Raw genomic sequence first — 20994 nt, 5'->3', positions numbered from 1 at the left:
ATTCTTTTGAAATTATGTGTTTATGGCACTTTCGGTTAAATATTAAAACCATTTTTATTTTTGGGCATTAATGTATTTAATATTCTTGTAGATATATTTTCCTTATTTGATTTATATTCCAAGGAATTACTTTCTTTGTTATATCTAACAAGTTGGTTTTCTTTTAGCCCTTCTGACGTATTAATTTTACTTACCTTGATTGTCTTGCCATTATAGAGTTCGGTTACCTGTTCAAACGATAGTTTATCTAAAATCTTTTTAGAAATAGTTTCGTTAAATGAAACAATATTTTTTCCATTTGAAATTGAATCCGGTATGCCATCATAAAGACATGCATCTTTATCCTTAATGGCACGTAAGTACATCTCCGGAGTACGGTTCTCTATAGGAACCCAGTTAATATACTTTGGTTCACGTTTCATAACCTCTTCACATACTTCCTTTATCCTTAGTTCTTCCGGAATAAATGGCAGGCAAGCACTGTTTTTCTTAACCGCTTCCAATGCAATGTCTCCATTTTTCACTTTATCATTCATATGGAATACGATATCCAGCACCGTTTCAGGGTTGTTTTCTTTTCTTATTGCTTCTAAACATAAATCAGGATAAGGTATACTTGAAAAAACACCTATAGCCCTAGCCCCTACTTTAGTATAATTATTAATAGCAAGTTCTGCGAGTTCCCTGTCCTTAAACTCTTTAGGAGTATAGATGAAACTTAGTGGATTCAAGCCAATTAGTTCTTTATAGAATTCTTTTGTTTTTAGGCTGTCAGGTATTCCGTTTATAGCTTCGACATCTCTTATGATTGCCTCTAAACAAATCTCTTTTTTTGTGTAGCTTTCAGGTAAATACCTCAATGTTTTCGGATTCTCCAAAATTGCGAAACTGCAAAAATGTGGTGTCATTAATTCTTTAGGAACCATTGAAAGACTATAAATATCATGTTTGGCAACTTTATATGCAATCTCACCGGTTATACACTCGGGTTTGATCAATTTCATGGCTTCTCTTATTTGCCCCTTTTCGATGCTTCGGTCTATTACCTTATTGCACAAGTCATCATATGGCAGGTGTTCAATTATTCGATAATCCTTGCTGTTTTTAACAGCCTCATTACAGAGATGATTTGACTTAAATTCTTCCGGTACATACTTAAGTGCATTTCCATTTATTTTTATAGCTTCAAGATAGAAGTTAGCAGTTTTTAGTTTATCAGGAACATATTGCATGGCGTGATAATTCGTCTTTATGGCATCAATAGACATTTCTTTTGTTCTAAAATCTTGGGGGACAAAGCCCAAAAGCCAGCCGTTGATTTTAACAACATCTATGCACATTTGCTTGTCTTTTAACATGTCGGGTATATTCATGAAATTCTCAACAGAGAAGTCGACTAATGCTTTAGCAATATCCCTGTTAATTACACTTTTGTTTTCCGAGATAGCCCTTCCTACATCTTTGCCTGTAACAATTGTGTTTTTCAGCTTTTCTATGCCTTCCAGACAAATATCAGGATAAGGAATGTATGCTAAAGGCAGACAACTTTCGGGGAAAGAGGTAGCTGCTTCATTCATTGCTATCAGGCAGATTTCGGGACTTAAGAATTTCTTATTAACAAACTGTATTGCTTCGTAGTCATTTTTTACTGCAAGTAAACAATGTTCTCCGGTTATTTTATTTTCGTCTATATACTGCAATAAAAGTCCATTTTCTTTTAATGCAGCTTCTATCATTTTATTGCTTACCATTTCCCCCGGAATATATTGGATGCTATCTCTGTTGTATATAAAGGCAGCGGTGTAAACCGCATCTGTTCTTCTTTCTTTTGGAAGCCCGGACAATGGTTTTCCCATAACATAATTAATATCAGCCTGTTCTTCTTTAGGTAAATATTTCATCATTTGTCTTACACCTTGTGATTGTATATCAAGAAAATTGAATTCCAATATGATTGGAAATAAATGCGGATTCTTTTCTATATCTTTTAAAATTGACGCTAAAACCATTTGACACATTCCTTCGGTTTGTAGATTCTTAGGGATGTATTTGATGTCCTGATAATTTTGCTTAATAATTTTTAAACACATTTCATCAGTCTGAATGTGGGAAGGAATCCATTGAATATTTTCTGAACCGGAATCTAATGCAGCTTTACAAACAGATTCAGTTCTTTTGTATGGAGGAATTAAATCAATAGTTGAATCTTCATTTATTAGCGATTCAATATCTTTTTTCTGTTGATCAACCAGTTCATTCAACGTAAATTCTTTAATCCTTTCTTCTGTAGGAATATCTAGTTTAATCAGCAGAGCCTCTAATGCTTTAGGATCACTTTGATAGTCCTGATGAACTACTTCATCCCATTCATAAATTTGAGAATTACTGACTAAGAATGGCAGGTTTACAACTCCATCCTTTTGTGAGCTTACAAGTAGTCTATATAGCCATCCCTGAGGTGATTCTTTTTCTTCCGTTAATCCGATTTCTTTTAATTTCGCCAAGGTCTTTGTCGGATCTTCAATTGCTATTTCTAAGAAAAAATATATGTTATCTTTATTTACATTTTCCATGCTGATATTCTTTTATAGTTTAGTACCTTTTTCCATTGATTTTTTTGAAGAAACATTCTGCTTAATCAACTGGCTCAGTTGTTCAGATTTATTAATGAATCTGAAATCCAGGCAATTAGTCTCATAGTTATATGAGATATTTACTTTTTCACCCTGTTTGACTTGGGAATCAGTATATTCGATACTTACTTCTTTTCCGTTATAAAGGTCTTTTATCTGATCGAAGGATAACTTATTGTCAATTTTCTTTTCGACCATCTGATTAAAGTTGTAGATATTCATGTATTTGTCTTTAAGAATACTTTGGGGTACATATTTTTTTAGACTATCATCTTGTTTTATAGCTCTCAGGCAGATTTCTGCTGTTCTTTTATCTTCTGGTAGAATTAACCCCAAAGCTTGTGGGAATTTAGTTGTAAGTCGATAACACGCCCTTAGTGACATCGAAGGTTGGGGAATATGGTAAAAGGGATTGACCGATTTTGCCCCTTGAATCACTTCTAGGCAAATAGCCTCCGTTCTGAGATGGCAGGGGATATCCGGCAGGACACTAGGGTCCCGCTTTATGAGTTCTGTTACAATCTCATCATTCATTACTTCTTTAGGAATCCATTTTACTAATTCTGTTGATGGAACATCTTTGAATTCGTTATTAATAGCGTTCAAAATAATATCAGGATAGGGTATAGCTCTCAAAATATCTTGAGATTCAATATTTAATTGACTTTCATCAATAGCTTTCTGACACATTTCTTTGGATTTATACCTATCAGGAATAGATTGAAGATTATTAGTATCTGCTGCAAAAGCCTTCTGGCATAAATCTTCGGATTTAAAATTGTCCGGTATAAATTCAATAGCGTAAGAATGTATTTTTACTGCTTCAAGAGCTAAATGCTGATTAAAGGCTTCTGCCGGCATTGCAAATAGAATATATCGAAAGTCATTAGTTTCTTTATATTGCTTTAATAGTTGTAAGCAGGCACTTGGGTGTTTTGTTCGACTTACGATTGAATCTATATATGCCGGATCATCGGTCTCTTCACGTGCTTTATTATATGCTGCCATACATACCTTTTCTGTTCGTAATTCTTCCGTTAACACTGAAAAGAAATTTGAATCGTTTTTTACAGCCCTTAAGCATGTATCTTCATTGATTTTTTCATACGGAAGATCATATATATGAGTATTATGCATTTCTAACAACCGGTCTATTCTTTCATCTGTAAGCATATATATGGGAATATCCTCAATATTCAAATGATGACTACGAGCTGCTGCCATACAAACCTTATCGGTTCTCCTGTGAACAGGTATACTGCACAGGGCATACTCTCCCACTGATTCAATATCTTTGTCTTGTTGTTTTAGTACATCTTTTAATTTGTATTGGGGAATAGCTTTACTTTCGGGTATACATAAAGCTGAGAGTAAATCTTTAATAGCAGTATTACTACTAAAATTTCCGTCTCTTTTATTTTGTATTAAATTACTACAAGGGTATACTTCATTCTTAAATACTAAAAAAACGTCTGTTCTATTTTTAGTATCCAGATTTTCAGATTTATGAAAGAAATCGAACCCCAGCTCTTTAATCTTATCAAAACCATGTTTACGTTTATCTTTATCTGCAATCAGAAAATAACAACCAGAGTCTTTTTTATCTATTTCGCACAAATAATCCTGAATGTCACTGCTTTTATAAACGGGAATATCTTCCGTTTTTTCTTTTATATCAAATAGTTTTAAAAGAGCTTGTTTTTGGTTATATTCCTTCGGTACATTATATATTACCTTATCGAAAACGAATAAAAGGTGGTCATTATCCAAGACTTTTAATAGATCTTTTGTTAACCATTCCTGAACAGGACCGGACTGTTGGGCAATTTGCATATGGTCAAAAAGCCTTAATGATTCTACAGGCTGAAGGTCCAGTTGAATAAAAAAATATTTCCTGTTAATATCTATGTTAGATTCCATCATGTTTTTATATTAAAACCCTGTCATTAATAGCTTAAACAACAGGGCTTAGGGTTAATTACTCAATTTCCTCTCCCCGCATCTCTTTGTGACTGGGAGTTAAATAAATACGAACTGATATCCAGCAATGTATTACAAACTGATATACAGTCATCAAGTAATAAATTGCATTCATGAGGCTTCCTTCTCTTCCTTGTTGTCATAATTAAAAGAGAATGACAAGTTGAAGGTATTGCCCAGATTGTCAAAAAAATAGACATCGACTACCTGTTGTTCATCACTTTGAGAAGTGTAATACAACCTGAATGTTTCTTTAGTCAGATCGTATGTGTCATTTGGCAGAAACGCAGCTGCGTCATCCATTTTTAAGATACCATCTCCGTCCGGTTGAAAATATCTCAAAAAATACCTGGTATCTTCATAGTTGCCGGATCGTTCCAATTGACACCTGATCTCTGCTGTCTCACCAACCTTTAATTTTTTCGGGACAGGTAAGTGAGTAACTTTGAATTCATAAGACTGCTTAATATCAAGACTGTCGCTACAGGCACATGCGATACAGGCAATCAGTATCGCGTAGATTAAATAAGATGCAAATTTTCTCATATCTTTTGTTTAATATTGATTTAGAAAAATCGGTCAGTGACCTTAGTTAATAATAAATTTGACTCCTACACTTAACTGAAAATGAAATGAGCTGAAGTCGGAAGAAGGCAGGTAACGTTCTCTGGCATTTAAGAGCAGTACTGTCCTGTCGGTTATATAGGTTTCTATCTCAAAAGTTATAGCACCTCCATATAGAAAACTATCCTTGTTTTCAATTCTAGCACCGTCCTTTAGTAATTCCTTTCCCTTGTTTATTGTTTCATATCCGGCTAATGCCGAAGCACCTATCGAGAGAAAAACCGTTTTACTTTTATCCGAGAAGAAATTCAGATAATATCCCCCTTCACCTGTGAACTGAGAAACAGGAATGAGCATATCCTTGTACTGATTTTGCTTTTGCAGGTATTCTCCGCCAAAGACCCAGCGGTTTCCATTTTTTGTATAGGTTGCCATAGCAATCCCTATGGAGAATGCCTGCCCATCACCTTTAGAGAGTTTAAAACCATCGACAGCACCAAGTGTAACCTGCATACCCTTTTGCCCGGGTAAATAACGCTGGGCATGTGCCTGTCCGATAAGGACAAGGCACATTGTTAGAACCAGAAGTAACTTTTTCATCTTATCTTACTTTTAATTCATTGATTCTTTCAGCCCTTATCAGATCTTCATTTTCTATGACAAATGACTGATGACGTCCACCGTTTTGCTCATATACATCTATTACCAGTTGTTTACCGTTTGGAATAGTAATCTTTTCGATAGCGAAAACAGTTCGCTCGGTCGTATTCCCATTGACACGGGTCACATAGTTGTGTGCCCTTAGAGGAACAATAACTGTTTCCTGAACAGCAGTGCGTTTGGCTACCTTCTTATCGACGATTTTTATGCGGATAAAATCAATATCATAGGGCACATTCGTAGCGTTTTTAATCTGAGTATGTAAGTACAGGAAATTGTCATAGGCATAGATTCCCTTGAGTAGAAACTGCATGCCGAATCTTTTACTTCCAATGTGTTTGAACAGGCGTTTATCATTATCATAGACAGATTTCATAATCAGGCTCACTAATTTGGGAGATTCTTTTCCTAACTCCTGTAAGTAGATATCAAGGGAATTATTGGGCCTGTTCACGGCTTCTCCGTCATGCGTAAAATCCTTCATTTCAATATTTAGTTTCTGAGGCTCATCCGCATATTTGACATTAAAAGAATAAAAACTTCCTTCATCGGTAATGACCGAGAAATTGGTTTCAGTGCTAAAATCCCGGATAGCAGCTTTCAGGCGTAAAACATTATTTACCCCGTCTGCTTTACCTGCCACTAAATTGGGTGAACCCAGATCGACATAAGTAATGGCAGAAGGAAAAATAACATGCACGGTTTTATCAAAAGTAACCTCGATACCAAAGGGGGGAATCATACGGTCAAACATAACTTTACGTGTCAGTCCATAATAGAGGTCTCCCGAAGAAGGATTGTTTCTAGTATTAAGTTCTTCGCCCGGAAGAATCTCTGTTTGCTCGTTTGCTGTATCTACCTGTGCGAATCCGGATAGACAGCAGATCAAACATGCGAATACGATAATTAAATTTTTCATACGGTTTAATTTTTAAATATTTAAAATGATTTTGTTATTGTTTATCGGGAGACAGGAGCAGATTATGTCCTGCCTTGAGGTTAATTTTAATAGCCCTGATTTTCTTGGTGAAATACTGGGATACCCCCTGAATAAGCCCTTTACTTAGATCCGAGGCAATTTGTTCGGATGTGCTTTGGGTCATGGTAAAACTTGTACCGACGCTATTTCCTGCACTGGCTGCTATTTCTTTGAGGGCATCTAGTTCCATGGAGCTTGGTACATATATCCCTTTTGTACCGTCCAGATCATATATCGTTAGTTTTACAGGAAAAATTGCACCTTCAAATTCAATGGAACTGATAGAGATATTCAGTCTTTCTCCTTGTAATTTAGCCTGACCTGTCAATACGGTATTTTTATGAACTACACCATTTTCCACTTGTATGGGTTCTAAAAGTCTCAGGAATACACTTTGTCCGTCCATGATGGTCTGATCTCCATGCACACAGGCTTTTATGGTATTCTTTTCGATTTCCTCCTCCACATTTTTTAGCGAATTGAACCCCATATTTCGTGGCTGGTCATACTGGTAGAGTAACTCATCATCACTCAGGTTTTGTCTAAGTGAAGAAACAGTCCTGTCCTTTACCTGCCTTACTACCGATACACTAACCTTATCCCCCGAACTTTTTGCAGGTGACTTTAGAATCTTGTTTTTCATGTCTTCCGCACTAAGGCCTGACGGTTGGGAAGAGGCATATTGCACATCTGTACCGTTCTGAGGCATGTACTTGGCTGCCAACTGATAGGATTTCTCCATAAGAGCGACCTGTTCATCCATTACAGACTGTTTACTCTCTTTTTCATTGAGCCTGGCCTCCAGTTCCTCCAGTTTTTTCTTCATCTCGATCTTTTCAGGATCATCTTTAGGCTGGGTATAAAAATTACCCAAAGTCCTGTTAATATCCTGATAAGAAGATACCGAGTTATGGATGGGAGATTGTTTAGCTACTGTCGGAGCAGGTTTACTACCTGAATAATCTTCCACCAGATCCACCTGTTCTGCTTCCTGCTGTTTGTTTGCCAGCATGGTCGAATAACCGTCCAGTGCGATCACATTATCCTCGCGTCTTGAATTCATCTTATCCTGCTCGTATGCATCCCTTTTATCGCCATACATTTCACCATTGGTTGCAGAGGGTATTTCCTCGTTGAATCCGATCCCTTGCAATTCAGTTTTTTTGTCTGATTCAGAGGGTGCGAATATCAGCCACATACAACCGGCAAATACCAGAAACATGATACCAAAAATGATATATTTCTTAAGCTCTTGATTCTTTTTTTGTGCACTCATAATACTTCAATAGTTGGTTCAACATGATTTTTATGCTATCCTGAGAGAGGCTATCGGTTGTCAGGGCTTCCTTATCGGACTCTATTTCCGTATCGAGAGCCTTTTCAACCGAATCGGTTTCGTCAATAAAATTTTCTTGCTGTATTTTCAAATTCAAACTTTGGTAAAAGCGTTCGAATTCAAGTTCCTTTTCGAAGAACTCCCGGCTATGCCTTTCTTCAAAACTGCAAATACTGCATATGATCCAGAGTTGTGCCAGACAGTATACAATAAGCAGGTTGATTATCATACCTGTCCGTCTTATAATTATTTGTTCATCAGTATATCTCATAATTGTAAATTTTTAAAAATTAATACTATCAGTCTTTTCAGACTTCACTCTTGACAGCTTCCATTTTATGCTGTCAGTTGATTTATTCATCGTTCAGCACCTCCTTTTCTAATTGGGGATCAAACCTGAATTGTTTCGGGTTCAGTTTTTTGATATGTTCTATCTGTATCAGCTCGTTTACAGCGTTTTTTTTGCCCAGATTGTAAATAGAACTGAAAGTAAAATAGAGGTTTATAGCCGTAAAGACGATAATCACTACAAGTATGAATATGAGTCTTTTGTCCGGGGTTATTTCGCCACACCAATCCTTAATCTTGTCCTGAATTGCATACCGTATTTCCCTGATTGTTTCTTTCATGGCTTTACCTTTTGAGTGTACGGATATCTTTATTCTCCTTTACTTCAAATCCTTCAATCAGATAGCCATGTGCATTTTCATCCGAGCGTGCCGAGTTCATCAGTTTACATTGAGTAATCAGACTTCTTTCGGTAATATTACTTTCCCGGATAATCATCTGTCTGGCATAGGTCAGCACATCGTAGGGATAGGTGTTGAAGTCGCAAACAATACTGTCTATCTGAATATTCTGAATGATATTTCCACTGATCAGGCGGTTATAATACCCTTTTTCCGACAGGTCTTTATAGTAATTGTACGCACTTTTATCAGAGAGGGCTAAAGCTCGTTTGATGTTACTTTCGATTGCACTTTTTTCCGGTGCAAGCGAGAATAACAATTCGTGGAACCTTTTTACATGTTCACGAGCCTCTACGGGGCGGTTCTGGGATAAATCCTGCGAAAGAGCAAGCATGAGCGATTTACCTCCGTCAAGTACATAGATTTTTTGCCTTTGCTGTTCTGCAAAACTGTAGGCTGCATAAACGGAATATCCGGTTATTACAGCACACAGGCAAATGAAGACAATAGCAAAAATGCGAAGCTGTTTAAAGCTTGTTTCGATGTTTAATAATGATTTAAACTGCATTTAATTTTGTTTTAAAATGAAATAATTATATTCTAAGATTTGGGTGTATCACTATCAGAGGGTTTGGATTTGTTTCCCTTAACTCCATTGATCATAGACCTTGCTCCCTGCATCAATTTTCCTCCCACAGCACCTGCACCTTTGGCTGCACTGCCGGCCATATTTCCTGCTGCCGCACCTGCCAGGCCACCTGCTACAGCTCCGGTCTTAATAGCCGTATTGTTGATACTTCTGGACATTGCACCGCCTCCTCCCGACTGTACTATCCAACCCGCAACTGTTGGAATGGTAAAATATCCGATAATGCCGATAATCATAAAAATGATGTAGATCGCATCTGAGGAATCCAGTGAAAAATTCGGATCATTCTGCATTCGTTGAATATCATTGGTTAGCATTAATACCTGAATTTTAGCCAATATGGTACTGAATAAGTCGGATACCGGAAGCCATAAATAGACCGATATATAGCGTGAAATCCAGGCTGTAATAGAGGATTGAAACCCATCCCAGACACCAACGGCAAAAGCAATGGGACCCAGAATAGCCAAGACGATAAGGAAGAATGTGCGTATAACATCAATGACCAGTGCCGCAGCTTTGAATAATAATTCAAGCAAATCCCGCATGGCCGTTTGTAACAATTTCTTGAATTTAAACGCACCTCTTTCAATATATAAGCCAACTTTAGTTCCGACATCAGTTACACCCAATGCACTAAGTTTCTCTTCAAATACGGCATCATCGACCAGAAAAGCGGTCTCAGGATTCTTCCTTTTAATTTCATATTCAAGCTGATCCCTTTGAGCGGCATAGTTATTCATATCAAAGGTCTGAGTTTCCATCATCTTATGAGTTCCCTGTACAATTGGGCTCATCACACTGTTTATTGTACCTAGTACAAGACTTGGGAAAAACATGATACAAATTCCGATCACCAATGGTCTTAATAATGGAAATATATCGATGGGTTCAGCACGGGCCAGCGATTGCCAAACCCGGTAAGCAACATAGAACAACGCACCGAGCCCTGCGATTCCTTTTGCAATTCCGATCATATCACCACACAGGGGCATCATTTGTGTATATAGATCCCGTAGAATCTGATGCAAATTGTCAAAGTTCATGATTACCAGTATTTTTCAGTTGGATTACCATAGAGTGCAGTAACACGATCAGTTTCACCTTTCTTTTTTGCACGCAGATAAGAAATTCCGATATTTTTATTTGTGTAATATTGTACCAGATTTCTGTATTCCTTCATTCTGTCATAAGAGTTATTTACCACATCAATCCTGTCTTTATCAGCCAAAGAGAGTGTTGTAATGTTTACCACATTTTGTAATTCCTGTAGCACAATATGACTTTCTTCCAATAAAATGGCATAGCCTTCTGCTATTGCATTCAGCTCTTCAACCGAGTAATTGGGGTCGGATAACATCTTTTGGAAACTGTTTACATAGATGTCCGAAATATCTCCCACCATGAGTATTGTCTTCTGAACTTTTTGAGCATCACGGACTAAATTACTGACGGATTTTAAGGCGTCGTAATACTCTTTTCCTTGATTATAAACCTTTTGTACCTCGCGAAAATTGTTGATCATATTAGTCGCCGTGGTAGAAGTCTGTACTACCTGACGGGTCGTGTTTACGATCCCCTGTGCTAAATTAGAGGGGTCAAATACGGCCCATTGTGCACTGATATGCGTTGTGAAGAGCACAAGGCTCACGCACAACATGATAATTCGATTTTTCATATTGCTAAATTTTGATTGTAAATAATTGATTTAAATCGCTTCTAAGTCAACTGACTTAGCTAAAAAACATCTATATTCTGATTTACCAGTGTTTTTATCAGTTCGTATGATTCCTCATTACCCGAAGGATTCATCCGATAGAATCTCACCTCATCACGATTGAAAATATAATTTCGGGGAACACCATAGTCTGACCCGTATAATTTCAGATTGTAAATATCCGTCAGGTCCGCCATACGGTTTGAAGAAACAAGAGGAAGATCCCAGTAATATAGATTGAATATGTCAGGGGTAAATATTTCCCGTTTGAAAGGATAATCCCGAAAAGTCCTGTAACCGATATCAGCACCCGAAACACGATCCTGTTCCAATACCCTGAACGATGCTTCGACAGCCATAGCAGCTTCGGGATTATAATTCCACCACCTGCCATCCTTATTATATTTCATGGATAACCGAGCCGAACCGTAAGCTAAAGAACCTTCACCTGCCAGTCCTGTACCCATTCCTAAGAAATCCAGCCATACGTGTACATCCAACGGTTCAAATCTCGCTTCTATCACTCTATCTTCAGTTACCATAAATCCCCAATGCGGCTTATCGGAAATCTTTATCCCATGCTCGTACCAACCCTCTAAAAAATAGGACTCATTTTCCTTAGCATGTAATATACACTCATCTCCATAGTTGAATTCACCCTCCGTCATCCAGTTATCCAGAAAAGCAATTCCACCATAATTATAAGCTAAGTAGACAGTGTATCGTTGCTGAGCAAATTCGCCAGAGAGTTCAAATGAGTTTTTAGTTCCTGATTGTAATTTAGCGGAAGAAGTCGCCTGAAAGCTGCGTGTTCCGTTTTCGGTTTCAATAACAAACAGTAACTCTCCCTTATCGATAGATTGACAAGGCATCAAAGCCCTGTAAATAACACTCGCACCGTCATCGAAATACCGCAACATTTGAATATCAGACCTCATATTGTCATCAGGTTTATGCAAATAACTTGTATCGGCAAGATTAGCAACTCCTATATGAAATCGGTTTTTAATAGTAACCCCTTTTACTTTTTTCTCATCTTCGATATTTAATTTAGCTTCAACCAAAGCCATCTTATGAATAAATTCCAGATGAATCACCTCATTACTTTTACCTTCCTTATACATAGTCATTAACAGGTCACTAGCCGTATAACGGGTATAATCACGCTGATCCGGTTGAGCATCAAAACAGAATGAAGTTTCTATATTTTCGGTGGTATACGGATAATACACATAGAAATCCAAGACCTTGTCTTTTGGAAATACGATCTGATCATTAATACTTACCGCCTCAAAAGTTGCTCCGTTATATCGAAAACATTTGTTGTCGGCATAATTACCGGTACTCTTTAGTACTCCTGTTTCTGACGATAGCCGTTCCACGGCATACACGCCGATCAGGTCTCCTTCGGTAAAATGGGTATCGGTGGATTTTGTCGCAGGCGAAACACTGAAACTCACGGACTCATTTGTCACGGCAGCCTGTCTGGTTTCAAATTCCTGTATGTTATTATCACAGGAAAAGCACAACAGGCAAATAAGATTATAGAGAATAGTCCTGCAATAGATTACTGATTTCATAATACATTTTTTTAAGTAATTGGTTAAAGGAAGAAGGAGAGCATTAGAAATAATGCTCTTCCTTTTCCAAAATACGTTAGTCTGCCAAGCCGACATTTCCGGTAACACCACCAGTCCAATCAGTTATGTTTACATTTCCAATATTTAATGCCGAACCTGTAATAGTTACTGTATAGGTGTTCTTTGTACCTGAACTCCATTTTGTATTAGCCGGAACTTTCCAAGTGTAAATGCGGTCATCAATGGTAAATTTGAATACAACATCGCCTTCTGCACCTGTGGAATTAAGAGGCAGTACAAATAACTTAAGATAAGCAGCTTCATCACTTAATAATTTCTCGGTAATTGTCATTAGCGGAAAACTATCGGAAAATGCCCCGAGATACGCCGCATTGTTTTTTTCTTCAGTATTTGTTATTACACCTGTTGAAATATCCATCGTACCTTCACTGTATAAGACGGTTTTCCCGGTTGCATTGGCAATTTCAATCCTAGTCAGTTTTCCGGGCCATGGGTAATTGGCTTTACAGATATTAAACTGCACCATAGCCAAAGTATGCTTCATTGTCAGATTAACTGTCGGATTATTTTTATTAATGGCCGACTGCCCCGCAGTGTGTGTGCCATACATGAAATCCTGTTGTGCGGCGTTATCTACTTTGACAGATTTACCATCGGTATTGGAACTGCTATACGGATAATAAGCATAAACAGTAGCATTCTCGCCCGTAAGCCGTACCACCGGTGTTTGTGCCCAAGAACTACCGCTAAATATAGAGCGTACATTGGCATTAAAGACATAGGAATCATAATTGTTACCCAAAGAACCGGATGTAACGAACAAGCCGATATTAGCGTTTGGCAGAAAAGCAGAAAGAGGAGTTGCCCTTGTACTAACTGCATCGATTGATGTAACCTGCGTTTGAATTTTTAGCTCTGTACCATCAGCCTTTGGCTGTGGATCAGGTAGCTCATCATTGTTACAACTGCTGAAAGTAAACACACAGGCAGTCAGTGCTACCAGATAAAATAACTTTTTCATAACTTAAAAATTTAAATTGTTTTAATAAAATTGGTTTGGTTTATAAATCAGTACTTTATACCATGCATTGTATAAAGCCACGAGTTATCATTGATTAGAGTTCGATTTCTCCCCAGTCTACGGAGTGCCAGTCGGTAATAGCTATATTTATACCCATTGCCGTTAATCTGATTTCCAATGTCAGATACATGGATGCACCAGTAAATCCGCTGAATAGCCTTGTCAGATCTATGTTCTCATAGTATGTTTTTCCGTCAGCTAATTCGAGAGACAGGTTCATGCTTTTTTGAATTTCTGTTTGTCCCTCCTGTGCCGGGTTTACTCCGAATACCCGAAGGGTCGATAAGAAGCGGTCTTTGCTTAGCTTGTTTGAATCAAAGGGCAGTATTGCAGATGAAGGCATCGCTTCCATTAGATCCAAACTGTATGTAGTTGCCACTCCGCTGAGTTCTCCGGCAACACTTTTAACTTCGGGGAATCCATTACTGCTGACAACGAAATTCACAAAGACCTGACGGACATAGGATTTGGGAACCAGTTCACACAGAGTCAAATTATCAGCAGATACTTGTATAGCTGCTTTAGCCGCATAAAGGGTGGGAACCTGAACTGTATAGAGTTTATCGTCTTCTCGGTTTACAGGAAGCTCTACCTGAGTCGTCTCAATGTTTTGCAGTCCGGTATAAGTCAGACTTTGATCATGATTATATGCAAGTACTTTGTAGCCTGTTGCAATCATATCTGTCAAAAGGGTATCTCTATTGAGTGAATAATTTTGTACAGCAGATTCAGAAAAGAAACCTGTTTCCATGAGTGCCGGTTTTTTATCCCCCTCCAATAGATTCGCCCAGTCGAATTTGACGTGAACATTGCCTGTAAAGGTGCAATCTTCCGAAAAGTCGATCATGCTGCAAGAAGTTAGCATAAGCAGGCTTAAGCAAAAAAATGATACTGTTTTAATTCTCTTTTTCATATGATTTACAAATTTTTAGAGTTCGATATCCTCGTCCTCCTGATTAAAAGAATAAGCCTTTATGAGCTTTTTTATTTCGGGGTCTAAAGCTCCACGCCAACGCTTGGTGGAATCCAGTTCGCAGGCTCTTTGGTAACGCCTTACAGCTTCCTGTTCCTTTCCTAATCGGGAGGCAAGAATAGCGAGCAGGTATTCTGAATCTGAAGATTCTTTTTCATTTATGAATAGGGCATAAGCTCCCTGGTCATAGCCCAAAGACATCAGGCAGATTCCGGTATTCCAATCAGCGTAGTCCGTTAATATCCGGAGTGCCTGAGAATATTTGCGTTTCTCCATCAGCTTGATAGCATCTGCATACACTAAGTCCGGTTCTGTGGTATGAATGGTGTCTTTTATCATTCCTTTACGATGAACGTGAAATGTAAAATCTACGGCTCTGAGTTTCGGGTATAGCTCACTTCGAATGATTTTATAGTCTTCCGGATAGCGGTTTCTAATCTCCGTTTCCTTTTTATCGGGATCAGCATTCTCAGCGATTATGCCCAGTATGGCTTCCTGATTTGGAATAGAAGTAGAATCCCGGATAAGGTTGCTTAATGTTTGCCAGTCTTCGCCTTTTGAATGGGTAATCAGCATTTTGTCTATAGCCTCAATATCCGTTAATGATGTCAACAGAAACTTCTTTATGGATTCTGCTCTTGATTTTGATAGCAGTAGATTAGAACGATACGAACCTTCAGGGGAGCTGGTAGCAGCCAACGAAATGCTATCCATTACGAATTCGCCTGTTCCTGTCAGGCCTTCAATCATTTGCTGTACCTTATCGATCTCAGTCCTGTTTCCATTCAGATTTATATCCAGATCCGATTTACCTACACCAAAAATAATGTTGGCCCGCAGCGAAGAACTGGCTTTACGTTCAATGATCTTACGCATATACCGGGGCGTCATGTCCAGAAATTGAATCATAGATGATACCGAATAGGTGAGTGTATCTGATACGGGAAGCTGGTAATTCATTCCCTGTAGAGTGTTTACTTCACCGTTCATGTATAACTGCATTCGTTTACTGTCTTCATCGGCAGCAAGCTCCTGATGATAATAGTATTCAAAATTGCCTTTATTGAATATGATGCTATCAAGACGTGCATTCGGATTCTTTGGAAATTTCACCAGCTTTTCAAACATGGCTTCCTTACCGGCTATCAGCCTGTCATTACGTTCGATTAGTTTAGTTCTGTAATACTTTGTCATCAAAATGGCTGAATCGGAAGCAGTAACAGGACGGTAATCATTTACAAACTCATACCTGTATTTTTCATGCCTGTATTTTCTGATAATGGTATGATCCGTTACTTCCCGAAGTAGGTAAAACTGAGGAATCAGATTGACCAGTTCGTTATAACGATTTCCATAAAATTGGCTTACATGCACCGTATCACGACCAAAGACAGCATAACGATCTTTAATATCATCAAAGCCTAATCTTCTGGCAAGCCATTGCCTGCTACGATACATTTTGGCATTGAAAATCTTATACCGGCTGTTTAAACGATTAATGTAATTCGTGTAATGCACATAATCCATTGAATCTTTGTATACCCGATTGTATTCCGATTTTTCATAGGCTTTTATGTGTTTATTAAAAGCTTTCATGTTCACAAAGTGCCCATTGAAAAGGCTGTCGGGAATGATCTTACTTAAGTAATTATCATAAGCTTTGTAACCTGCCATACGCATTTTATCAAACTCATCGCCGGTAATTACTAAATCATCGAAGGGGATATGTTCCTCTTTTTTGATTAGGAATGGTGTCAGGTTCAATTGCCACTCTTTATCGATCAGCACTTCAGGAACAGTAACTATGAAATCAATATCTATCTTGCCGAAGCGTTCGGGAATAGACTTTAATTTTGCTGTTACTGTAACTTCGCTGAGTTGTACCGATAATTGTTGTTTGCCCTCTTTATCCTTTTCGGTTTGAACATAAGTGGTTACATTGCCCAAATGGTCTTTCATGTCGATCACAGTCTGTTTGCCTGTTTTCTTAGGCTTTTCAGGTTCGGCGTATTCCACAGGTAAACTGATATTTGCCCGTGCACTTTCATCCAATCGTTTCACTGAGCAGGCAGAAAACAAAAGCACACATAGTAGATAGCATATTCTATTTTTCATCTTATTTGAGTCTTTTAATTTTAAAATAAGTAGATCAATGAAATGGCTATTTGGTTAGGTATCAGATACCACCCGTTCTCATCTGCTAGCTTCTTTCCACACTCTTCGCATTTGTATTTCGTGTAGTCAGCCCATATTAGCCCGATGCCGCCCTGAACCTCCAGATTCCATCTGGGAGAAAGCAGGTAAGCATATCCGGCACTAATCCCCCCACCGAAAGCCAGTCCTTCATACCTGTAATCCTTCCAAGTGAAATGATACTTCGATCCTATTGCATTAACACCGACAAAACCCCTCACATAGGATTCAAGCATCCAGTATCTTACCCCGGGAAGAACAGAGAAGTTCTGTATCTTTTTGTTATCCTTGAAGACAAACGGATTATAGTAAACGGGTAGATGTACCGACCATTTACGGTTCAGAGTCATACTTGCTTCCAGATTCAGCGTTGTTGTTCCTAATGCCGGGATATTCGTGCCCAACGAATAGAATTGGGCACGTAATCCGGAGGTGGAAAGACACAGTAGGAGAAGAAGAATGTATTTTAATACGACAGTTCTTTTCATAATTTGAGCCTTATTATTACTTGTATTTAGTCTTTTTTACGTATATAGGTTGTGCGTTTGAAAGTAAGCATAGCTGTATCATCCCAATCGTCGGGCCCTTCGTAATCCAGTACGATTTCTTCACCCATCAAAATGAAAAATATTCTGCCATAGTCATTACTATCCAGTTTAACTGAAGCATATTCAATTCCCTGTTCGAAATCGTATACTTTTAATAAATACGTCCCTTTGCAAATTTTTGAAATGAGAATATCCGGAAGTTGTTTTTTTGACCAAGGAGTCCAATGTCCGCAAAGAAGTTCAAATTTTTGTTCTTGGTATTCTTCATCCAATCTCTGTTCTTCTAATTCTTTCTCCGTATACTCTTCGGGATTATCAGTATCGCCCATTACTTTTAAAAACTTTGCCATCGATAATTCAGCAGCAGTTGTTTCAATATCTATGGGGGCTACTAAAGTCTCTAGTTGAACATTTCCTAATATCCTTGCAATTTGGGTTAGGTGATAAGCCATAGATTTTACTTGTTCTTTACTGTAATTTACATTCATAATTTTAATTGTTAAATTGTTACTTTCGATTTAATTTGATAAACTTTTTAGTTTAGATACATGATAATATCTTCAAATATTATTTCTTTTACTCTCGGCTAATTGCTTAATAGCAAGCTCAATATTGCCTCCCAGCTTTTCGCATAACTGGAATAATTCGAGTTTTTCCGTTTCTTCAGTTGTATACGTCAGGTACTCTTCAACACTGACTTCTGTGGCATATACAGCCGATTGTACACCTCCTAAGCCGATCCATACTTCTTTGTATTTTCGATTCGGGTTGTTGTCCATGTTGATCGATAGGATCTGTGCTTTCTCCTTATCGGTTAGTCCCAACATCTCCTGTATGGCGTCGAATTTATTGATGTATTTTCGCTGATCGAGCAGAATCTTACAGTCCGAGTTTGTGATAATCGCTTCTTTGACAATAGGTGAGTGAACGATGTCATCGACCTCCTGCGTGACGACAATAGCCTCCCCGAAATATTTCCTGACAGTTTTAAACATGTATTTCAGATAGTTAGCCATGCTGTCTTTGGCAATAGCTTTCCATGCCTCTTCCAAAAGCAACATTTTACGAATACCTTTTAACCGCCGCATCTTATTGATAAACAGCTCCATGATGATGATAGTCACCACCGGAAAAAGAACTGGATTATCTTTTATGGTATCAATTTCAAAAACGATGAAGCGTTTATTTAGTAGGTCAAGCTCTTTATCCGAGTTCAGCAGATAATCGTATTCACCACCCTTGTAAAATGGAGCCAGAACAAAAAGGAAATTGGCAATGTCAAAATCTTTCTCCCTGACTTCCTGTTCTTTCAGGCTGTTGCGATAGTCTTCTTTTACAAATTCGTAGAATGAGTTAAAGCACGGAATGATCGACTGGTCTTTTTTGATTTTCTCAATAAACTTACTTACAGCGTTGGATAGTGCTACACTTTCTGCTCCGGAGGATTTTTCATGTTCCTGTTTCCAAAGCGTTAGTATCAGGGTCTTGATTGATTCTCTTTTTTCAATGTCAAAGACACCATCTTCGGTAAAAAAAGGATTAAATGAAATGGGATTTTCTTCCGTATATGTAAAATATATTCCGTCTTCGCCACCTGTTTTCCGATTAATCAGCTCGCAAAGTCCCTGATAGGAATTACCTGTGTCAACGAGTACTACATGGGTGTTTTGCTCATAGTACTGTCTTACTAGGTGATTCGTAAAGAATGATTTACCACTACCGGAAGGACCCAATATAAATTTGTTCCTGTTTGTGATTATACCTTTTCTCATAGGTAGATCGGAAATATCCAGATGTAGGGGTTTACCTGTAATCCGGTCAACCATTTTTATCCCGAAAGGAGACAATGAATCCTGATAATTTGTTTCCCCACAAAACAGGCACAAAGCATTTTCCAAGAAAGTATAGAAAGATTCCTCAGATGGGAAATCAGCCTGATTACCGGGTATGCCTGCCCAGAAAAGAGCAGGAAGGTCAACCGTATTGTGTCTGGGTTTACATTCCATTAGAGCCAGTTGTGCTCCCACATCATTCTTTATCCGCTTCATCTCTTCGTAATTATCAGACCAGGAGATGACATTGCAGTGGCTGCGTATTGATAGCAGGCCGTAAGAGTGTGCTTCGTTAAGATACAGTTCGATCCATTCTTTGTTGATTTGATTTGAACGGCTATACCTTGATAATGAGTGCATATTACGTGCATTCTTTTCAAAGCGTTTCAGGTTCTCGGCAGAATCATCGATAAAAATGTATTGATTGTAGATGTGGTTGCAGGTAAGCAAAACACCGACTGGGGCAGCAAAGGAAAGACGGCAATCCGATCTGTCTGTAGACAGGCGTTCATAGCGAATGTCCGTACCGACAGCGGATGGTAGGTCTTCCACATCTGAGAGGGTATGCAGGCATAAATAATTACTGCCGATTCTCATTTCAGCCGGATCAAGATCCATATCCATCAGAGAAGTTGTATTCTCCTGTGACAAGGAAAAATATTTTTCTACAATACCTGCTTTTTCATCCGTTCCGACAATATCATCCGTTTTTAGCCTTTCGAGTTTTAAAAAACCGGAGTCGTTGATGATCCTTTCAAACTGTTCTACCGTTTCCAGAAAGTGTAAAGCAATTTCCTTATCCTGCATTTCTTTTGGTACAAGGAATCCCCTGCAAAGTGTATTGAAATTACTTTGATGGCGCATTCTGTCTTTTGTGGTTTTTGTCAGGAATAAGTAAGAAGTGTGATTTAAGAAGGGTCTTTCGTTGAAATGTCTTTCAAACGAACGGTTTAAAAAACTCAGGTCGTCCTTTTGAATATCCGGATTGTAGTTTTCCTCAATAAACCAATCCTGTTTATGCACGATGGAATAATTGGGAAGTACCTTAATGGCTTTTAACCAGGCAGCGTGCATTGCTTCATATTCGGTCGAAGTAACGGTAAACAATTCGGGCAGAGTAAGTTTGAATGCGACAGTTATATCCGCATCCTTGCTGATTATACAATTATGTTCAACTGCAAGCAGCGGGAACTTACTCTCCAGAGTAGCGGCTTTAAATGTATTTCTCATACCTGAGTTGATTTAATTTGTGTGAATAATCTTTTGTAAGCCATACGGTTGATAATGTAGCGGGGGTGATTTTTCAAAGCCATTACTTTCATCAGGCCATGTTCTCCATATTTGGCATTCAGCATAAAAGTTAGCCAGACAAGCACTGAAGCAGCTACAATTCCGAAACCGATGCAAATCCATTGATTTATACCAATCAGATAGGTAATGACAAATACAATGAATACAGAGAGTAGCCCACCTGCAAAAATGAAAAGGTATTGAGACTTCAAGCCCTTAAACTCTGCGGGTTTTCCGATTCCTTTGTTAATTGAAAATTCAGCCATAGG

General features: G+C 38.2%; 19 protein-coding genes. All 19 read right to left on the bottom strand.

Annotation, left to right across the window (positions count from 1 at the left end; all coding sequences use genetic code 11):
- Positions 1 to 35: 35 nt before the first annotated feature.
- Positions 36 to 2573, bottom strand: a complete 2538-nt coding sequence (locus G7Y56_RS12355; protein WP_165043881.1) for a DUF4116 domain-containing protein — start codon at positions 2571 to 2573, stop codon at positions 36 to 38.
- A 12-nt stretch (positions 2574 to 2585) separates the two neighbouring features.
- The gene (locus G7Y56_RS12350) at positions 2586 to 4556 is read right to left on the bottom strand and encodes a hypothetical protein (protein ID WP_165043879.1); all 1971 of its coding nucleotides are present in this window, start codon (positions 4554 to 4556) and stop codon (positions 2586 to 2588) included.
- A 168-nt stretch (positions 4557 to 4724) separates the two neighbouring features.
- Positions 4725 to 5159 (bottom strand): DUF3872 domain-containing protein, encoded by a 435-nt coding sequence (locus G7Y56_RS12345; RefSeq protein ID WP_165043877.1) that lies wholly within the window; start codon positions 5157 to 5159, stop codon positions 4725 to 4727.
- A gap of 42 nt (positions 5160 to 5201) precedes the next feature.
- Positions 5202 to 5777: a conjugal transfer protein TraO gene (locus G7Y56_RS12340; RefSeq protein ID WP_165043875.1), complete on the bottom strand. Its 576-nt coding sequence runs from the start codon at positions 5775 to 5777 to the stop codon at positions 5202 to 5204.
- Between the two features lies 1 nt (position 5778).
- On the bottom strand, positions 5779 to 6756 hold the full coding sequence (gene traN / locus G7Y56_RS12335) for a conjugative transposon protein TraN (protein WP_165043873.1): 978 nt from the start codon (positions 6754 to 6756) through the stop codon (positions 5779 to 5781).
- A gap of 34 nt (positions 6757 to 6790) precedes the next feature.
- Positions 6791 to 8092, bottom strand: a complete 1302-nt coding sequence (gene traM, locus G7Y56_RS12330) for a conjugative transposon protein TraM (RefSeq protein WP_165043871.1) — start codon at positions 8090 to 8092, stop codon at positions 6791 to 6793.
- Positions 8061 to 8423, bottom strand: coding sequence for a hypothetical protein (locus G7Y56_RS12325; protein ID WP_165043869.1), 363 nt, complete (start codon positions 8421 to 8423; stop codon positions 8061 to 8063). Before G7Y56_RS12325 ends, traM begins: the two co-directional genes overlap by 32 nt.
- A gap of 82 nt (positions 8424 to 8505) precedes the next feature.
- The gene (locus G7Y56_RS12320; RefSeq protein ID WP_165043867.1) at positions 8506 to 8781 is read right to left on the bottom strand and encodes a TraL conjugative transposon family protein; all 276 of its coding nucleotides are present in this window, start codon (positions 8779 to 8781) and stop codon (positions 8506 to 8508) included.
- A 4-nt stretch (positions 8782 to 8785) separates the two neighbouring features.
- Positions 8786 to 9409, bottom strand: coding sequence for a conjugative transposon protein TraK (traK, locus tag G7Y56_RS12315; RefSeq protein ID WP_165043865.1), 624 nt, complete (start codon positions 9407 to 9409; stop codon positions 8786 to 8788).
- 32 nt (positions 9410 to 9441) lie between these two features.
- Complete coding sequence (gene traJ, locus G7Y56_RS12310) at positions 9442 to 10536, bottom strand: conjugative transposon protein TraJ (RefSeq protein ID WP_165043863.1); 1095 nt, start codon at positions 10534 to 10536, stop codon at positions 9442 to 9444.
- A 2-nt stretch (positions 10537 to 10538) separates the two neighbouring features.
- A complete protein-coding gene (locus G7Y56_RS12305; RefSeq protein WP_165043861.1) occupies positions 10539 to 11168 on the bottom strand; it encodes a DUF4141 domain-containing protein in 630 nt (209 codons plus the stop codon).
- Positions 11169 to 11227: 59 nt separating this feature from the next.
- Positions 11228 to 12787 carry a fimbrillin family protein gene (locus tag G7Y56_RS12300; RefSeq protein WP_165043859.1) on the bottom strand — a complete coding sequence of 520 codons (1560 nt, stop codon included), beginning with the start codon at positions 12785 to 12787 and terminating at the stop codon, positions 11228 to 11230.
- 76 nt (positions 12788 to 12863) lie between these two features.
- Entirely contained in the window at positions 12864 to 13829 is a 966-nt protein-coding gene (locus G7Y56_RS12295; RefSeq protein WP_165043857.1) for a fimbrillin family protein, read from the bottom strand.
- Positions 13830 to 13923: 94 nt separating this feature from the next.
- Complete coding sequence (locus G7Y56_RS12290; RefSeq protein ID WP_165043855.1) at positions 13924 to 14802, bottom strand: DUF5119 domain-containing protein; 879 nt, start codon at positions 14800 to 14802, stop codon at positions 13924 to 13926.
- Between the two features lie 15 nt (positions 14803 to 14817).
- Positions 14818 to 16977: a hypothetical protein gene (locus tag G7Y56_RS12285; RefSeq protein ID WP_165043853.1), complete on the bottom strand. Its 2160-nt coding sequence runs from the start codon at positions 16975 to 16977 to the stop codon at positions 14818 to 14820.
- Between the two features lie 20 nt (positions 16978 to 16997).
- On the bottom strand, positions 16998 to 17543 hold the full coding sequence (locus G7Y56_RS12280; protein WP_165043850.1) for a DUF3575 domain-containing protein: 546 nt from the start codon (positions 17541 to 17543) through the stop codon (positions 16998 to 17000).
- A 26-nt stretch (positions 17544 to 17569) separates the two neighbouring features.
- Entirely contained in the window at positions 17570 to 18091 is a 522-nt protein-coding gene (locus G7Y56_RS12275) for a hypothetical protein (protein WP_165043848.1), read from the bottom strand.
- 72 nt (positions 18092 to 18163) lie between these two features.
- The gene (locus G7Y56_RS12270) at positions 18164 to 20665 is read right to left on the bottom strand and encodes a TraG family conjugative transposon ATPase (RefSeq protein WP_165043846.1); all 2502 of its coding nucleotides are present in this window, start codon (positions 20663 to 20665) and stop codon (positions 18164 to 18166) included.
- A complete protein-coding gene (locus G7Y56_RS12265; RefSeq protein ID WP_165043844.1) occupies positions 20662 to 20991 on the bottom strand; it encodes a DUF4133 domain-containing protein in 330 nt (109 codons plus the stop codon). The genes G7Y56_RS12270 and G7Y56_RS12265 overlap by 4 nt, the downstream gene beginning before the upstream one ends.
- Between the last annotated feature and the right edge of the window lie 3 nt (positions 20992 to 20994).

Origin of the sequence: Dysgonomonas sp. ZJ709, assembly GCF_011039195.1 — a bacterium.
GTDB lineage: Bacteria > Bacteroidota > Bacteroidia > Bacteroidales > Dysgonomonadaceae > Dysgonomonas.
This window is presented reverse-complemented; position numbering and strand designations above follow the sequence as displayed.

Bases quoted from the DNA above. Each gene is read 5' to 3' on its own strand.
- traN (WP_165043873.1), bottom strand. From the start codon at position 6,756: ATGAAAAATTTAATTATCGTATTCGCATGTTTGATCTGCTGTCTATCC.
- G7Y56_RS12290 (WP_165043855.1), bottom strand. From the start codon at position 14,802: ATGAAAAAGAGAATTAAAACAGTATCATTTTTTTGCTTAAGCCTGCTT.
- G7Y56_RS12350 (WP_165043879.1), bottom strand. From the start codon at position 4,556: ATGATGGAATCTAACATAGATATTAACAGGAAATATTTTTTTATTCAA.
- G7Y56_RS12320 (WP_165043867.1), bottom strand. From the start codon at position 8,781: ATGAAAGAAACAATCAGGGAAATACGGTATGCAATTCAGGACAAGATT.
- G7Y56_RS12300 (WP_165043859.1), bottom strand. From the start codon at position 12,787: ATGAAATCAGTAATCTATTGCAGGACTATTCTCTATAATCTTATTTGC.
- traJ (WP_165043863.1), bottom strand. From the start codon at position 10,536: ATGAACTTTGACAATTTGCATCAGATTCTACGGGATCTATATACACAA.
- traK (WP_165043865.1), bottom strand. From the start codon at position 9,409: ATGCAGTTTAAATCATTATTAAACATCGAAACAAGCTTTAAACAGCTT.
- traM (WP_165043871.1), bottom strand. From the start codon at position 8,092: ATGAGTGCACAAAAAAAGAATCAAGAGCTTAAGAAATATATCATTTTT.
- G7Y56_RS12275 (WP_165043848.1), bottom strand. From the start codon at position 18,091: ATGAATGTAAATTACAGTAAAGAACAAGTAAAATCTATGGCTTATCAC.
- G7Y56_RS12345 (WP_165043877.1), bottom strand. From the start codon at position 5,159: ATGAGAAAATTTGCATCTTATTTAATCTACGCGATACTGATTGCCTGT.
- G7Y56_RS12340 (WP_165043875.1), bottom strand. From the start codon at position 5,777: ATGAAAAAGTTACTTCTGGTTCTAACAATGTGCCTTGTCCTTATCGGA.
- G7Y56_RS12265 (WP_165043844.1), bottom strand. From the start codon at position 20,991: ATGGCTGAATTTTCAATTAACAAAGGAATCGGAAAACCCGCAGAGTTT.
- G7Y56_RS12325 (WP_165043869.1), bottom strand. From the start codon at position 8,423: ATGAGATATACTGATGAACAAATAATTATAAGACGGACAGGTATGATA.
- G7Y56_RS12355 (WP_165043881.1), bottom strand. From the start codon at position 2,573: ATGGAAAATGTAAATAAAGATAACATATATTTTTTCTTAGAAATAGCA.
- G7Y56_RS12305 (WP_165043861.1), bottom strand. From the start codon at position 11,168: ATGAAAAATCGAATTATCATGTTGTGCGTGAGCCTTGTGCTCTTCACA.
- G7Y56_RS12285 (WP_165043853.1), bottom strand. From the start codon at position 16,977: ATGAAAAATAGAATATGCTATCTACTATGTGTGCTTTTGTTTTCTGCC.
- G7Y56_RS12280 (WP_165043850.1), bottom strand. From the start codon at position 17,543: ATGAAAAGAACTGTCGTATTAAAATACATTCTTCTTCTCCTACTGTGT.
- G7Y56_RS12270 (WP_165043846.1), bottom strand. From the start codon at position 20,665: ATGAGAAATACATTTAAAGCCGCTACTCTGGAGAGTAAGTTCCCGCTG.
- G7Y56_RS12295 (WP_165043857.1), bottom strand. From the start codon at position 13,829: ATGAAAAAGTTATTTTATCTGGTAGCACTGACTGCCTGTGTGTTTACT.